At 52.9% G+C, this 16,383-nt stretch carries 11 protein-coding genes and 2 riboswitches; of the genes, 3 read left to right on the plus strand and 8 right to left on the minus strand.

Annotated elements, in window-relative coordinates:
* Window positions 1-298: 298 nt before the first annotated feature.
* Window positions 299-2,074 (plus strand): ABC transporter ATP-binding protein, encoded by a 1,776-nt coding sequence (locus DNH61_RS04475; RefSeq protein WP_111145476.1) that lies wholly within the window; start codon window positions 299-301, stop codon window positions 2,072-2,074.
* A complete protein-coding gene (locus DNH61_RS04480) occupies window positions 2,061-3,839 on the plus strand; it encodes an ABC transporter ATP-binding protein (protein WP_111145477.1) in 1,779 nt (592 codons plus the stop codon). Before DNH61_RS04475 ends, DNH61_RS04480 begins: the two co-directional genes overlap by 14 nt.
* 77 nt (window positions 3,840-3,916) lie before the next feature.
* Here DNH61_RS04480 and atzF read toward each other — a convergent pair whose 3' ends face one another.
* The 6 genes from atzF to DNH61_RS26700 form a co-directional block, all read right to left on the minus strand.
* Window positions 3,917-5,677, minus strand: coding sequence for an allophanate hydrolase (atzF, locus tag DNH61_RS04485; RefSeq protein WP_111145478.1), 1,761 nt, complete (start codon window positions 5,675-5,677; stop codon window positions 3,917-3,919).
* Window positions 5,674-9,312 (minus strand): urea carboxylase, encoded by a 3,639-nt coding sequence (gene uca / locus DNH61_RS04490; protein ID WP_111145479.1) that lies wholly within the window; start codon window positions 9,310-9,312, stop codon window positions 5,674-5,676. The genes atzF and uca overlap by 4 nt, the downstream gene beginning before the upstream one ends.
* 38 nt (window positions 9,313-9,350) lie before the next feature.
* Complete coding sequence (locus DNH61_RS04495) at window positions 9,351-10,001, minus strand: urea amidolyase associated protein UAAP2 (protein ID WP_111145480.1); 651 nt, start codon at window positions 9,999-10,001, stop codon at window positions 9,351-9,353.
* Window positions 10,002-10,027: 26 nt separating this feature from the next.
* On the minus strand, window positions 10,028-10,744 hold the full coding sequence (locus DNH61_RS04500; RefSeq protein ID WP_111145481.1) for an urea amidolyase associated protein UAAP1: 717 nt from the start codon (window positions 10,742-10,744) through the stop codon (window positions 10,028-10,030).
* A gap of 48 nt (window positions 10,745-10,792) precedes the next feature.
* A riboswitch (guanidine-I (ykkC/yxkD leader) is annotated at window positions 10,793-10,924 on the minus strand.
* 113 nt (window positions 10,925-11,037) lie between these two features.
* Window positions 11,038-12,384 carry an APC family permease gene (locus DNH61_RS04505; RefSeq protein ID WP_111145482.1) on the minus strand — a complete coding sequence of 449 codons (1,347 nt, stop codon included), beginning with the start codon at window positions 12,382-12,384 and terminating at the stop codon, window positions 11,038-11,040.
* A 64-nt stretch (window positions 12,385-12,448) separates the two neighbouring features.
* Window positions 12,449-12,555, minus strand: a riboswitch (guanidine-I (ykkC/yxkD leader).
* A 233-nt stretch (window positions 12,556-12,788) separates the two neighbouring features.
* Window positions 12,789-13,562 (minus strand): SHOCT domain-containing protein, encoded by a 774-nt coding sequence (locus tag DNH61_RS26700; RefSeq protein WP_111145483.1) that lies wholly within the window; start codon window positions 13,560-13,562, stop codon window positions 12,789-12,791.
* A gap of 273 nt (window positions 13,563-13,835) precedes the next feature.
* Between DNH61_RS26700 and DNH61_RS04515 the strand changes: the two genes are divergently transcribed.
* Window positions 13,836-14,978, plus strand: coding sequence for a family 8 glycosyl hydrolase (locus DNH61_RS04515; RefSeq protein WP_111145484.1), 1,143 nt, complete (start codon window positions 13,836-13,838; stop codon window positions 14,976-14,978).
* A 38-nt stretch (window positions 14,979-15,016) separates the two neighbouring features.
* On the opposite strand, the gene DNH61_RS04520 is transcribed toward DNH61_RS04515, so the two are convergent.
* Window positions 15,017-15,502 carry a hypothetical protein gene (locus DNH61_RS04520; RefSeq protein WP_111145485.1) on the minus strand — a complete coding sequence of 162 codons (486 nt, stop codon included), beginning with the start codon at window positions 15,500-15,502 and terminating at the stop codon, window positions 15,017-15,019.
* Window positions 15,503-15,593: 91 nt separating this feature from the next.
* Window positions 15,594-16,361 (minus strand): hypothetical protein, encoded by a 768-nt coding sequence (locus DNH61_RS04525; RefSeq protein ID WP_111145486.1) that lies wholly within the window; start codon window positions 16,359-16,361, stop codon window positions 15,594-15,596.
* Window positions 16,362-16,383 lie beyond the last annotated feature (22 nt).

Below are 16,383 nucleotides of genomic sequence, written 5' to 3' on the forward strand. Positions count from 1 at the left end.
TAAAAGCATGTCGGGGGCGCCGCGAAATCTGCGGCCCCCCTTTTGAATTTATTCAGATTACCCTATTGCCGCAGTTGGTCTTGCCGAGCCTTACATTCTGCTGTTTATTGCTTGTGAATCGTACAATCTTAGGAAAATTCCATACAATATTCATCTTCTACCTCCCCAATATCTTCAAATAGGTGTATAATCGCTTTGTTTGTTGATATCCCCTCCAACGTCTGCTGTATGCGCTTACGCTGTACCTGCTGCTTCACCAGAAACGAACAGAACAAAGAGAAACAGGTGATAAGACAGAATGTTTGAACTGAAATGGTTATGGAAGAATCTTGAGGGGAACCGCGCGAGGTATATCCTCGCACTGTGTCTCTCCGTCATCGGATCGTCGCTTATGATTGTGAATCCGTTCCTCACGCAGCGCATCGTCGATAACTTCATTGTCGGTGAGGATGCCATGCAGAATCTGGCGAATGAACGCGAGCTGCTTATCCTGCTCTGCCTCGGTATGGTCGGGTTCACGCTGCTTCGAAGCGGGCTTGCTTATCTGACCATGATGCAGTATGAGCACGCCTCCCAGAACATGCTCTATAATGTACGCATCTTTCTGTACAACAAGATTCAGGGGCAGGACAAGGAATATTTTGACCGGAACCGCACCGGCGATCTCATGACACGGATGACTGGTGATCTCGACATGGTCCGGCACACCATTGCATGGATTGTGAAGACCATCATCGAATCGCTGACCATCTTCGCTGTCGCAGTCGGCTACTTCTTCTACATTGATGCTGTGCTGACATGGTGGCTGCTCATTCTGGCACCGCCAATATTCATCACATCGTTCTTCTTCGCCCGGCGCGTCCGTCCCATGTATGTGAGCCTTCGTGAGCGTCTGTCCCAGCTGAACTCGGCGGCTCAGGAGAATATCGCCGCTAACCGCGTCATCAAGGCGTTCGCGCGGGAAGATTATGAGATTGAGAAATTCCATGAGCGGAACGCCAACTACCAGAAGGCTAACAAGGCGGCTGCCCTCGTGTGGCTCGACTATTTTCCTTATCTGGAGACATTCGCGCAGGCGTTCAGCGTCATACTGATGATTGCCGGCGGCCTGTTCGTTATGGAAGACCGAATCACGTTCGGCGAATATGCGGCATTCTCAGCCCTGATCTGGGCTATCTCGAATCCTATGCGCAGCATTGGCATGATCATCAACGACATTCAGCGCTTCTTCGCAAGCCTGGCCAAGATTGTGGAGGTTTACTATGCGACTCCAAGGATCGCCAATAAACGTCTTGCGGAAACCAAGCGCCGCTATGAAGGAAGCATCCGCTTTGACCATGTGACCTTCAAATATGACAGCGTGAGCGTGCTTCATGACGTCAGCTTCACAGTCCATCCCGGAGAGACGGTTGCGATTATGGGACCTACGGGCGCAGGCAAAACGACGATTGTGAACCTGATTCCGCGGTTCTACGACGTCACGAGTGGACACGTGTTTATAGATGGCGTTGACGTCCGCAAGCTGGATCTTGACGAGCTCCGCAGCAACATCGGGATTGCAACACAGGACGTGCTGCTCTTCTCGGATACCATCGACGGCAATGTAGCATTCGGAGATCCCGAGCTGTCAGAGGAAGACACGAAGAGATATGCGAAGCTTGCGGCGGCGGACGATTTTATCCGTAAGATGCCTGAAGGCTACGATACGATCATTGGTGAGCGCGGCGTCGGCTTGTCCGGCGGGCAAAAGCAGCGCCTTGCCCTCTCCCGTGCAATGGCTGTCCAGCGGCCGATTCTTATTCTGGATGATACGACCTCAGCCGTCGATCTGGAGACCGAGGAGCATATCCAGAACAGCTTGAACAAGCTGGATACGGGCTGCACGAAGATTATTATCGCCCAGCGTGTGTCGACGACCGCCAAGGCTGACCGCATTCTGATCCTGGACGGCGGCCGTGTTATCGAGGAAGGTACCCATGCCGAACTGCTGGCAAGGCGAGGATATTACTATGAAGTGTTTATGCTGCAGAACGAAGGCTTGGAGAGGCAGGTGACCGCTGGTGGCAAGGAATAAATTCGATATTGATGAGAATCTGGAGTCCCCTTTTGACATCAGGCATTTCAAACGCGCTCTTGTATATATTAAGCAGCAAAAGCGGCCCATGATCATCGCGCTCGTGCTGAGCGTCCTGTCGGCCGGCATCGGACTCACGGCACCGCTCATCATGCAGCATGTCGTAGATGTTACGATTCCAGAGAAGGAGGTTGGAGCGCTGTTTGGCTGGTCCGCTCTCATGCTGCTTACCATCGTGGTCAGCGTCATATTGGCGGCGATCCGGGGGCGGATTATGACGAGTGTCGGGCAGGATATTATCTTTGAAATCCGGTCAGACCTGTTCAAGCATCTGCAGGCTCTGCCCTTCAAGTATTATGATGACCGCCCGCAGGGTAAAATCATGATCCGGGTCGTCAACTATGTGAACTCCGTATCCGACGTGCTTTCGAACGGTATTATTAACTTCATTATGGAAATTCTGAACCTGGTCTTCATTGCCGTGTTCATGTTCGCCGTAGATTACCGGCTGGCACTTGTGATCCTGGCTGGCCTCCCCGTCTTTGCCGCTTTCCTGCTGCTTATCAAGAACAGGCAGCGGCGGTCATGGCAGTCGGTATCAAACAAGAGCTCCAACCTGAATGCCTACATGCAGGAAAGCATCAGCGGGATCGGCGTGACCCAGATCTTCACGCGGGAGGACCGGAACGAGGGGATCTTTACACGCCTGGCAACGAATTTCCGTACCGAGTGGATCAAGGCGATCCATTACAACGCCATGATTCCCTTCACTGTCGACAATCTCGCAACCATTGTGACGACCATGATCTATGTGGTCGGGCTGCTGGTGCTGAGTCCTGCAGAAGTAACGTTTGGCGTTATCCTGGCCATGAGCAGCTACGCGGCACGCTTCTGGCAGCCGATTCTGAACCTGTCGAACCTGTATAACGGCTTCATTAACGCCGTGGCCTATCTGGAGCGTATCTTCGAGACGCTGGATGAGCCCGTGACGATCAAGGATGCACCGGGAGCCAAGGAGCTGCCGCCGGTTCAGGGCCGCGTTACCTTCGATCATGTAACCTTCGGCTACGATGCCGGGAACCATGTGCTGGAGAATCTGTCCTTTGACGTGAAGCCTGGCGAGAGTATCGCGCTTGTCGGTCCGACGGGCGCCGGCAAGACGACGGTTGTCAATCTGATTTCCCGTTTCTACGATGTGACAGGCGGGCGTATCCTTGTCGACGGGCATAACATCTCAGAGGCAACACTTCAGTCGCTCCGCAGCCAGATGGGCATTATGCTGCAGGACAGCTTTATTTTCTCGGGCACCATCATGGACAACATCCGCTACGGCCGGCTTGACGCCACAGAGGACGAGATTATTGCTGCAGCGAAGACGGTGCGGGCTGACGACTTCATCCGTGAATTCGAGAATGGCTATATGACGGAGGTCAATGAGCGCGGCTCCAAGCTGTCACAGGGACAGCGCCAGCTTATCTCCTTCGCCCGTACTCTGCTGGCAGATCCGCGCATCCTGATTCTGGACGAAGCAACCTCGTCCATAGATGCCAAGACAGAACGGCTGCTTCAGCAGGGCATGAACGAGCTGCTTAAGGGTCGCACCTCGTTTATTATCGCCCACCGGCTCTCGACGGTACGGGGCTGCGACAGGATTATGTACGTATCGAACAAAGGCATCGCAGAGTCCGGCTCCCACGATGAGCTCATTGCCAAACGAGGCCTGTACTACAAGCTGTACACGGCACAGAAGATGGAAGCCGTGTAACGAAAGGCGCCATTTGGGTCATTCCCAATGGCGCCTTTCGTTTGTTATCCGGTCAAGTCTAAGCAGGTTAACCGGATCTATATGCTTCCTGTTCTCTGCAGGCTGTATGCCCTCCATCCCCCGAATTCGGTGATATCCACGGCATCTTGTTCGGCATATCCTTCACAGATGAACCCGGGTACCTCCGTCCCATCCTGGAGCTTTACCTTGCCAATTCCGAGCGGTGCAGGAATAGCCGCCGCGAACGCACCGAACCGGGAAACAGGCATCTCCCATACTTCCAGCGCGACAGCCTCTCCCCCTTCAGCCAGCCTGATCAGGCCCGGCTTAGGCGGCTGCGTCTTAAGCGCGACCATCTTGTAGCTCGGGGCGGTGAGATCCTCTCTTACAAATCTTGCCCCGTGAGACTGCATCTGAGCCTCCAGCGGGAACCCCCTCATATGCAGCCCGCACACTGCTACCTGAGTATAGGGCCGGGACTGCAGCCGTTCGAACTCCCCAGCCAGATTGACAAGCACAGCTTCACAGCCGGAGAGTGCGAACATCGTAATTCCGAATGGGAGCCCGGGTTCCGCTTCACCAGCCGGGACAGCAAGCGCACAGAGATCAAGCAGATTGCAGTGGTTCGTATACAGTCCCATCAGGCGATTCGTCATTACGGGTTCCTCGCGAACCTGCTCGCGCGTCCAGGTACCGCCGGCTGTCGGCATAATAAGCACGCCGCCTTGCAGCAGCCGCCGGGCTTGGTGCTTGTAGGCTTGCAGCTGGTGCATGGCCTGGAACACGTTTGCCGCATGATGGGCCGGATCGGCACCTGTTCTCAGAATTTGTTCGGTAACCGGGAACGTGCTTCCCGGATGGGAATCGATGAACGCGCCGAGCCCCGCCCAACGTTCAGCAACCCATGGTCCTTCGTATAAGAGCGCTGCCGCCTCCGCGAACAGCTTCGTGTCGATGTATTCCACAGGAGTTCCAAGCTCCTGCAGCTGTTGCATGGTCTGTTCCCAGGCCTGCCGGGAGCTGTCTGCAAAAGGGCCGAAGAATTCCAGCGGCTGTTTGGGGAGATAGATTGTCACCGGGTGCTGAACCGTTGTAACGGGTTCTAGCGGCACTTCCTTTGACCAGGGATCACGATCGTCCAGGCCGCGCACCACCTGATCAACTGCCTGCACGTCTTCCAGCTGGCCCGCAAAGACAGTCACGCAGTCAAGACTCTCACAGGCGGGCACAACACCCTTCACCGGCCAAGCGCCGAGGCTGGGCTTTAATCCGATCAGGCCATTAAGCGCTGCTGGCACTCTGCCCGAGCCTGCTGTGTCGGTCCCGAGCGCAAAGGCCGCCTGCCCGCGGGCAACCGCGACAGCAGAACCCGAGCTGGAGCCTCCGCTGATCAGCTCTGGCTGCAGCGCGTTATGGGTTTCTCCGTAGGGGCTTCTTGTGCCGACCAGTCCGGTGGCGAACTGGTCCAGATTTGTTTTACCGATAGGGACCGCCCCTGCCTCTATCAGCCTTTTGACAACGGTGGCATCCTCTACAGGAACATAGGCATATTCTTCACAGCCTGCAGTCGTTGGCACTCCCGCCAGATCGATATTATCCTTAATGGCAAAAGGAATCCCCCACAGTGGAGCAGTGGCAGGGTCCATATTCACCAGACGGTCCAGGTAAGGCTGAATCAGTTCCAGGTCCGGAGGCGTTATCCAAATATTCATGTCCCTGTCCTTATCTGCCCGTCTGATGATCTCAGCCACAACAAGGCTTGGTGTAAGCGCGCGCCGACCATACTGTTCCTTCAACCAGGATATTGTGAAAAGCTGAGGCAGCTCGATTGCATTCATACCGTTGTCAGCTCCTTCTCCGCCGCTTGGGTCATTCCAATAATCAGCTGTCCGGCATGAACGGAATCGCCGGGCTTCACATGTACAGAATGAATAATTCCGTCATAAGGCGCATTCTGGGAAAATTCCATCTTCATGGATTCCACAATCACCAGTGTATCTCCCTTGCAGACCCGCTCTCCCGCTGCCACAAGCACCTTCCACATGCTTCCCGGCATGGAGCAGCGGACCGCTTCAACCTCCTCGGGCAGTTCCTCTGCAGGCCCGGATTTGCCCTGCTCCTGTTCTGATACATACTCTGCGAGACCCTGCGCCTTCCAGTTATCGCGCTCCTCGTTGAACGCTCTCTGCTGCTGAGTGCGGAACTGCGCCGCGCTGTCCTCTATAGAGGACAGGAACTGCAGGTAATCACCCAGATCGAATGTTGTCTCTGTAATATCAGCCTCATACCGGCCGCGCAGGAAGTCCTCCCTCATAACAAGCAGCTCCTCCGCGCTAACCGGATAGAACTGGATCTGGTCGAAGAAGCGAAGCAGCCACGGTTTACCAGGGACAAAGCTGGCTGTTGTCCGGAGCTTGTTCCACATCTGAATGGTGCGTCCGACGAATTGGTAACCACCCGGGCCTTCCATACCATACACACACATGTATGCGCCGCCTATTCCTACGGCATTCTCGGGCGTCCAGGTTCGTGCCGGATTATACTTGGTTGTGACCAGCCGGTGCCGGGGGTCGATTGGTGTCGCAAGCGGTGCGCCCAAGTAGACATCGCCAAGACCTAGCACCAGGTAACTTGCTTCAAATACGATGCGCTGCACATCTTCAATGCTGCCCAGCCCATTCACACGGCGGATAAACTCCAGGTTGCTTGGGCACCATGGGGCGTCTGGCCGTACATTTTGCTGGTAGCGGTCAATGGCCAGCTGCGTCGCCGGGTCATCCCATGATAACGGCAGCCTCACAATCCGGGATGGAACCTGAATGGACTCAATCGGCGGCAGGCAGGCATCCAGCTCCAGCAGCAGCTTCGCCGCTTCTCTAACCGTTATCTGCTTGGGGTCAATATGCACCTGTACGGACCGGACACCCGGCGTTAGTTCAAGCACGGGAATGCTGGCCTGGCTGCGAACCGCTTCGATCAGAGCATGCACCTGGAAGCGCAGCAGCAGGTCAAGCTCCATATTCCCGTATTCCACCAGCACGTATTCATCCCCGCTGCAGCGAATCGTAACGGGAAAGTTATGGCCGTCCGGCACGTTAAACAGTATAGGGTATTCCGGCGATAGCATCTGTTCTTCCTCCGACAGGTGAACAACAGGCAGCTGATCGCGCATTCCCTGACCGATGGCAAGCAGATGTTCATCCTGCCTGCGTCTAAGCTCTTCAGCCTGCTCCAGCGTGATGAGCTTGAACCGGACTGTATCTCCGGGATGAAGCTGTCCAAGCTTCCAGAATTCCGCTGTTGCCGTCGTCACCGGGCATACGAAGCCGCCGAGGCTCGGTCCGTCCGGTCCCAGGAGAATCGGCATGTCGCCGGTCAGATCGAGCGTGCCTACCGCATAGGCGTTATCATGAATGTTGGATGGATGCAGACCGGCTTCTCCGCCATCCTCCCTGGCCCACAGCGGAGCGGGTCCGCTTAACCTGACGCCGGTCCGGGAGCTGTTGAAGTGTACCTCGAAGCTTGTAGCGGCAAGCTGCTCCAGATAAGCCGGCTTCAGGAACTCGCTTGTACAGTGAGGGCCCGGAATGACCCCAATCGTCCACTCGCGCGTGATCACGGGACGCTGTGTCCGGGGCAGTCCCTCAAGCAGGACGGGTCCGGTGCCTTTACAGACTCCCAGTACATCTCCTGTTCGCAGTGCCCGGCCGCCATGGCCGCCGAAGCCGCCGAGTGTGAAGGTTGATGAGCTGCCTAATATACGGGGCATATCGAAGCCGCTGGAGACAAGCAGGTAGGCGCGTAGTCCTTCTGCAGCTTCTCCAAAACTCAGCACCTGTCCCGTCTCTGCCAGCACCGGTTCATACATGGCAAGGGGCACATCATCAAGCACCGGACTCATGTTCGCTCCCGTGATGCAGAACCACATGCGACTGCGGAATTTAAAGGCGCCGCCCCGAAGTGTGAGCTCCAGCCCGCTTGCCCCCTCGGGGTTGCCGAGCAGCCGGTTGCCGGTCCGGAAGGCCAGCGGGTCCATTGGGCCGCAAGGAGGCACACCGACATCCCAGTACCCGATTCTTCCCGGCCAATCCTGCACAGTCGTCTGGACGCCTCCATCCAGCACTTCAAGAGCTGACTCCGCTGGGGCAAAATCATTCAGCAGCTGCGTATATACATCTCCATCTTGAAATCCCGGTTCGTTCAGCAGGGCCTCAACATACTGCAGATTCGTTGTAATTCCGTAAAACCGCGTCTCTCCCAGCGCCTGCTTCAGCTTGGCGATTGCCTCCATCCGGTCCTTGCCGTGGACGATCACTTTAGCCAGCATCGGATCGTACAGGGTTGTGACGGTTATCCCGTCGCGCACCCATGTCTCATTCCTTGCATGAGCGGACAGTTGAACGTGATCGAGCTGTCCTGCGCTGGGCCTGAATTGCTGGAGGCAGTCCTCTGCGTAGACCCTGGCTTGAATGCTGTGTCCTGCCGGAGCAGCTGCGAGCGAATCCAAATCCCGCAGTTCATCTGCTGCTTCGCGGATCATCCATTCGACGAGATCGATGCCCAGCACTTCCTCCGTAACACCGTGTTCAACCTGAAGGCGTGTGTTCACTTCCAGAAAATAAAATTTGCAGCTCGCCGGATCATAGAGAAACTCGACCGTGCCTGCGCTCCGGTACCCCGCTTCCGAGGCCAGACGCTTCGCGGATGCCAGCATCTCGGCACGCACGGCCGGCGGGAAATTCGGTGCAGGGCTCTCTTCCACGACCTTCTGGTTCCGGCGCTGAACCGAGCAATCCCGCTCACCCAGAGCCGCGACTTCTCCGAACCGGTTGCCGAAGATCTGCACCTCCACATGTCGTGCCTTGGCGATATACTTCTCGAGGAACATGCCCCCGTTCTTGAAATTCGTCTCTGCCAAGTGACGGACGCTGTCATAGGCAGCGCGCAGAGCCTCTTCATCCGCACAGACGCGCATCCCGATGCCGCCGCCACCCGCAGTACTCTTCAAGATCACCGGATAACCAATATCCGCGGCGCATCTGACGGCTTCTTCCAGCTCTGTAATCAGCGGTGTACCCGGCAGCAGCGGCACCTGTGCTCTCAAGGCCAGCTCTCTTGCTGAATGCTTCAATCCGAACGCTTCCATCTGCTCCGGGGTAGGTCCGATGAAGGCAATGCCGCTTGCCTGACAAGCCCGGGCGAAATCTGCATTCTCGCTCAAGAACCCGTAGCCTGGATGGATGGCTTCTACTCCCCGCTCTCGTGCAATGCGCAAGATAAGCTCCTCATTCAGGTAGCTCTCTTTGGCAGGGCCTTCCCCGATCAGAACGGCCTCATCTGCTAAATCGACATGCAGACTGTCCTGATCGGCTTTAGTATAGACCGCAACCGAAGCGATCCCCATCTGGCGCAGCGTCCGTTCAATCCGGACTGCGATCGCTCCCCGGTTGGCAATCAGCACTTTGGTAAACATGGCATTCCTCTCCTTCTTCCCTGTAAGGCATGAGATAGTTAGTCATTCCAGATCATTACGCGTATCGGCGTTGGATTATAGGCATTGCAGGGATTGTTAAGCTGCGGGCAGTTGCTGATCAGAACGGTCGTCCTGCCGTGCGACTGCAGCTCCACGTAAGCGCCGGGAGAAGAGACGCCATCATCAAACTTCAGGCCTCCCTGCGGAGTCACAGGCACATTCATGAAGAAGTTAATGTTTGGAGCCAGATCACGCTTGCTCAAAGGACCGCCCCGCTTGGCAAGCTGCAGCATGTAAGTATCCCGGCAGTTGTGCATATGAGCCTTCTCATGGGCATAGCGGACCGTGTTGCTCTGAGAAGAGCAGGAGCCGCCGAGCGTATCATGCCTGCCGCATGTATCGGCCACGATGGTAAGCAGCTCCCTGCCTGATTCCGCTAACAGAACGGAGCCGGTGGTCAAATAAATATTGCCCTGCCGCGCAATTGTGGCGGCCGCCGCATAGTGGTCCTCGGGATGATCCGCATCATAGAACAGCGTATCCGCGGCCTGGTTGCCCTCCAGATCTACAATGCGAAGCACTTGTCCGGGCTCCAGGTCATGCAGCCATCCGTCCCCCGCTTCAATGATCTTGTCATATACGGCCTGATCTGCACTCCGCTTGCTTTCGACTCGGTTAAAAGCTCCCATCTTGCCCATCTCCTCCTTCAGGTGGTCTATTCGGTCAATGAATAATAACTCCATGTATTCTCAAACGCACGGCGGTTCTCTTCCCGGTGGTTGACGCAGACATCTTCCTCTCGGACCGGCTCTGCCGGCATAACCTCAAGCTCCACGGGCACGGATGGATACTCGGGTCTGCCATCCAGCGGATTCGGTGTATTCGACAGCACCGCGAGCACATCCATCTCGGTACGCAGGGTGACAGACGCGCCGGCTCTGCAGTGCTCCGGTACATAATGCATGCGGCCGTCATCGTCACAGTAGACCTTTGAGAACAGATTGACCACAGGCATCATGTCTCTCATTCCAAGACCGCTGCGGGTAAGCTCAACCGCGAAGTTCTCCTGTCCGCTGCGCAGCCAACTGTTGTGATGTGCCTGATACGTCGTTGGCCCATACTTGCTGTCGGTCTGTTCTCTTGTCGTATAACCGCAGATCGTATCATGCCAGCCCAGCTCATCCTCCACGATACTTGCGAGAACGCGGCCATTGTCGCTCATCAGTACATTTCCTGTTGTCAAATGAGACGTATACTGCGCCTTCAGCGTATCCGGCATATTGTACCTCTCGGTTAGATCATGCGCATGATACAGCATAAGCGCCATATTAGCTCCCGCTTCCATAGCTGTGAAACGGATCAGTCTGCCCCTGCTGATGCGCCCGGACCATTTGCCCCCAGCTCCAATAATTGTGCTCCAGCTCATCCTCATCCCTCTTCCCGTTAAGATTTCAGGTAAAAAAATAAGCCCGGGAGAAAAATCTCCCAGGCTTTTATCCTTCCGTGTTATATGAGCTGCAAAAGCGGCCTGTTAAGGCCGGGTCTGCGTCTCATACGCTGTCTCTTGGACCAGACTTGACCTGCGGCCAACGGAACCCTAGACGGCTTTGGCGTCCTTGACTGATGCTGTTCAGCAAGAACCTCGATTTAGTTGTCAGGTTTAATTACATACTTAGAGTATAATTTCGCACATATTTAATGTCAATATAATTTACATAACCCTTATTATTCATGCTTCTGGACCGCTGCAGGCGTTTCAAACAGATTAGTGCGCCGTTCCCGCAGTGCCGTGGACAGCTTGGTGCGAAATACATAATAGCCTAGTCCGGCCGCAAGCCAGGTGCTGCCGAGCAGCAATGCATCCGCGTCCATCAGAGTGATAAGCCAGAAGATAAAAGACGCACCCATTAGCGGGAAGATCAAGTATTGAATCGTCTGCTTCCATGACCGCTGCCCGCGCTTGATGTAGCACTCGGCAATAACAGACAGATTGACGAAGGCGAATGAAGTCAGGGCCCCGAAGCTGACGAACTTGACCGCCATATCCAGGCTGATGACAAGCGCCAGCAGCGAAATGATGCTCACCAGCACGATGTTATTGACAGGCGTCCGGAATTTCGGATGAATCGCTCCGAAGAACGTTTTGGGCAGTATAGAGTCACGGCCCAGCACATACAGCAATCTTGATACACTGGTGACTGAGGTGAGTCCCTGGGTGAAGATGGCGAAGATCAGCACCGTCGTGAAAATCGCGCCAAGCATGGCTCCTCCCGCCATCTTCATCAGTTCAAATCCGGCGGAATCCAAGTTGACGAAGGTCAGGCCCGGATAGCTGATCTGGATGAGATATGAGGTTGTGATATACAGCACGCTCGCAACCAGAATGATGAGCATGATCGCACGGGGGATGGTCTTCTTGGCGTTGATCGTCTCTTCAGCCAGTGTTGATACGGTGTCAAAGCCCAGGAAGGAAAAGCAGATAATCGAGGTTCCCGCCAGAATGGTAGGCAGTCCGACATCCAGATTCGTAAACGGCTGAACGACGTCGTCGAAGCCCTCAAACCCTCTTATCAGGTAGGTGCAGAAGAAGGCAAAGAACAGGATCTGGAACAGGACGAACAGCTTGCTGAGGCTTGCGGAGAATTTGATGCCTGCAATGTTCACGATAGCTAGAATGATGTTGAGCAGCACGATCCATACATAAGCCGGAATGGCGGGAAACTGGGCATTCAGGTAGATGCCGAAGGTCAGGCAGGCGATAATCGGCGAGAAGAGATAATCCAGCAGGATTGCCCATCCGACAGTGAATCCGGGAATCGGATGCATGGACTGTTTTACATACGTGTACGACGAGCCGGAGCCCGGGAATATCCTGGCCATGATACTGTAACTGAACGCGGTGAAGAAAATCGCGATGACAGACAGCAGATAAGCTTCTGTGATCATACCCTGCGAGGCATCATAAGCAATCCCAAACACGGAGAAATAAATCATAGGTGTCATCCAGGCCAAGCCAAGTGCTGTAACCTGCGTAAGCGTAAGTGTCTGGCGAAGAGCAGCTTCTTGTTTCATGTGTAAACTCTCCTTCCGATCTTTAAATCCAAAAAGAAAAAGCCGCGGGAAGATATGTAACATATCCTCCCGGGCTTTTATCCCTCCGTGGACACAGCGGTGAAGCTGTGCGTCTTCTCTCGGACCTGTCCGGCCATTAGCTTGTGCCGCGGAACCCTAGAAAACAATGATTATGTGATTTTTGTGAGTAAAGTTTACTGGATACTGCGTTCATTGTTTTGATGTTAACTAATATAACATAACATTTTGAAAATTCAAGCCTTAATTTTCTGGGTTCTCAATATTTATGTTCTTAAACCTGACATTGTTGTCTGGTGAACCTGCCCAGTAACGAGTACAAACGCAAAAAAACCCTCAACTGTTGTTGAGGGTGTAAATGGCGGTTGAATGGACGCTTTTCTCGGTTATCCCAGCAGTCGTGCTTTTTGTTTATCAAACTCTTCCTGCGAAATAATTCCCTGTCGGAGCAACTCGAACAGCTTTGAGAGCTCGTCTGCCACAGAAGAACCGGGAGAAACTTTGTTGTCTGCCTGCTGTTTCTCCATCAATTGATCCTCGTCATCCGCCCGGCGAATAAGCACTGAAATGATGCCATGCCAGTGCTGAGCCTTCTCCATTGAAGAAGAAAATTTCAAGTAAAAAGTGGGTTCCTCCATATCATTCACCGTGATATGTAAATCAATCCGTGTTACTTTCTTTGATGTAGTAGTAGTGCCTGACAATCCCCCGATTATTGCCCCTGTCTCTCCTGCTATAAGCGATCCGATTAATGCACCGCCGATTTGGCTTTCGCGGCAGGTTGTAGTTACCATCACACCATCTTCAACGATCTTCGATTCTAACAAGTCGCGATAGGAATAGATTTTGACATTATTAGAATCGCCATCCCTGACCAGACAGACTTGCTTGCGTTCCTCATCAATGGCAATACCTGTCAAATGGTCCTCTGAGAGACAGCTTTTTGTGATTGTAAACCTATTCTTGACTTTATCAAACCCATTCAGAATGACGCTTTGTTCCTTGGCCTTTTCCTTATCTTTCAGTTTTCGGTCATACTTTGGCAGCCAGTAAACTGCAATACCGATTACGATGACGAATACGGCGAATGCCGGGTGGACAGAGAATGCCCACAGGACAATGATGAATAATACAACGAGTGATATAATGACAGAAATCAAATTTAACTCCTCCTAGCTCTCTGGAAATTTTCTAGCTCCCGATGGTTATCTCCACACTTTTGCCCGTCAAGTTACATATGTCAAATTTCTCCCGCAAATACTTGTAAGGATTTCCAACCCTATATTTATCGGATATACGATCTCAATTATTTACAGCTGCTAAACCAAACCCGGCAAAAGAACATATTTAATTTTATAAGAAAGCGCTTTAAATTTAACGGTATCTGTCGTGCTATAATCTACAAAAAAACAACCTGACGCAGGAGGCCTCTTATGACGAACCTGGAAAGTGGTGCGTTCTACAACGGCACCTATCGAAACTTGTTTGAGGAGCTTGGCTATTCGGAGGAAGAAATTGCTGCAAGGCTTGAAGATACTTGGAATGAACTGTTTTATGGAGATCAAGACGTTCGGATTTACTATCCAATGGGCGATGACAAAGGGTATTTGCTGGATACCGGCAATCTGGATGTGCGCAGCGAAGGTATGTCCTACGGCATGATGATGGCGGTTCAGATGGATAAGCAGGAGGAGTTTAACCGGCTCTGGTATTATGCGAAGACATTCATGCAGCACACAGATGGCCGTTATAAGGACTATTTTGCCTGGCACTGCAAGCCTGATGGAACGCGCCTATCGCAGGGACCTGCACCTGATGGCGAAGAGTTCTTTGCGATGGCCTTGTTCTTTGCCTCCAACCGCTGGGGAGATGGCCCCGAGCCTTACAATTACGCGGAGCAGGCAAGACGAATTCTTCGCGCCTGTGTGCATCAAGGCGAGGACGGCGAAGGTGATCCGATGTGGGACCCGGCAACTAAATTGATCAAATTTGTACCGGAATCATCCTTCAGTGATCCCTCCTACCATCTTCCCCACTTCTATGAATTGTTCGCTCTGTATGCTGACGAGCAAGACCGACCATTCTGGAAGGAAGCAGCCGCAGCAAGCCGGGCCTATCTGCATAAAGCCTGCCATCCTGTTACCGGGCTTTCGGCTGAATATGCGAACTACGACGGGTCGCCAGCAGACATTCAGCCTCATGGAGACTTCCGTCACTTCTTCAGTGATGCCTACCGGACAGCAGCCAACATAGCACTCGATTGGGAGTGGTTTCGGAAGGATCCATGGCAGGTTGAGCAGTCCAACCGTATTCAAAGCTTTTTCAGTGACAAGGAAGTCTCCGATTATCGCCGTTATACTATCGATGGCCAGCCTTTCGAGGAACCTGCCCTCCATCCGATCGGTCTGCTTGCAACCAATGCCATGGCATCACTGGCCGCGGATGGCGCCTATGCCAGACAGTTCGTCCGGCAATTGTGGGATACACCGCTGCGCAGCGGTGAGCGACGTTATTACGACAACTGTCTGTACTTCTTCAGCCTCATGGCATTAAGCGGAAAATACCGGATTTATTGATTTGGACTGTCAGGATGGGGTTATTCCGGCTATACGGCTCAGGGCTGCTCTTCTTCCATCTCACGGCTCAAAAAATGCCCTGAAGCCTCACCTGATATAATCGCAATGGTTCTGACCTTTTCTTCTCCATCAATATTAAAGTCCAAGGTCCGGAAATCTTGCGCTTGGTGTTTGTTATAAAGGTCCATGAAATCAGATTTACTGCTTGCGGGTATCAGCTGATCGTTGTCGATGACATAGTGGTACTCGTAAGCATTAAAGGGGCCGATATAGAAATCCGTTTCCCCCAGCACCTCCTTCATTTTATCAGATGACATGCCAAGCTGAATTGGATCTTGGAAGGCGTAGGCACTCGGATCAGTTCCCTCATGGATTTGAATCATGATTAATTTTTTGTTTTTGAATTCTAAATTAAGGCCTTCGTAATACCAGCGTTCTCTCACTCTCGAGTATGAATATTCCTTATCCCCTGGTTCACGCTCTCCCGGTTCTCCGAGAATACGAGCTGCCTGATTCATGGACATGCCGAGTTCCAGCTGTTCGCCGGTCGCTGTGACGGTTAGAGTGCAGGAAATCTTTAGTAAAACTAAGTGCTGTCAGCTCACATTAATTCACTTATTGCAAGTACTTTTTGTCCACTTCCTCATAGTGAATGACTTTAATGGTACCTGATTTGGCGTCCATATTGATAATAATGCGTGCAGCAAGCTCTCGATCCTCGCGATAAGCATGAAACATGACGGCCCACACTCCATCGCTTAATATGGCATCCTCAGATTTGATGGTCATCTCATCTTTTTCCTGCTCCAGGAACCAGTTTGCAACTTCATTGTTTGCTTGTGCCGCTGATTTGGCTTCGTCCACTGTCATGATATCGGGTTCTTTATTATGGTTTAGCTCTATCGGCAGGGACGATTGAAACCTCTGGCCGCCATGCATCTGGAAGGTAAAAGACACCTCGTACAAGCCGCTGAATGCTCCAATCAAGCGGTTATTCGTTAGCGCTATCTTTCGTTGGAATGTCACTTCCTTATCAATTGTTTCATTTGGTTCCAGATTCCTTAAATCCCCAGGATCAAATATATCTTCACAGCTCATTTCTTTATTATCGTGTGTCACTAGGTGTGAATGAGCATCTGCCATTTTGATAAATATGCCGAATGGAATACCGCAGCGGCCGTTGTAAACAAGCGTTTTGCCGCTTATGTTAGTGATTGATGCGTCTACGGTAATGTCATTTGCAACTTTAATATGAGCAGTTAAGGCTAGCCCCTCCTGTTCGTCTTCATAAGTTAGCGTTTCCTGTCCGCCAGATGATGTCGGATACGAGCCGCAGCCAGCTGCGATTGCTAACAAACAAAGAATCCCTATCCATTTATACATATCGTCTCCCCCTCTATAACCA

The organism is Paenibacillus sambharensis (genome assembly GCF_003233845.1).
Taxonomy (GTDB): Bacteria; Bacillota; Bacilli; order Paenibacillales; family Paenibacillaceae; genus Paenibacillus_I; species Paenibacillus_I sambharensis.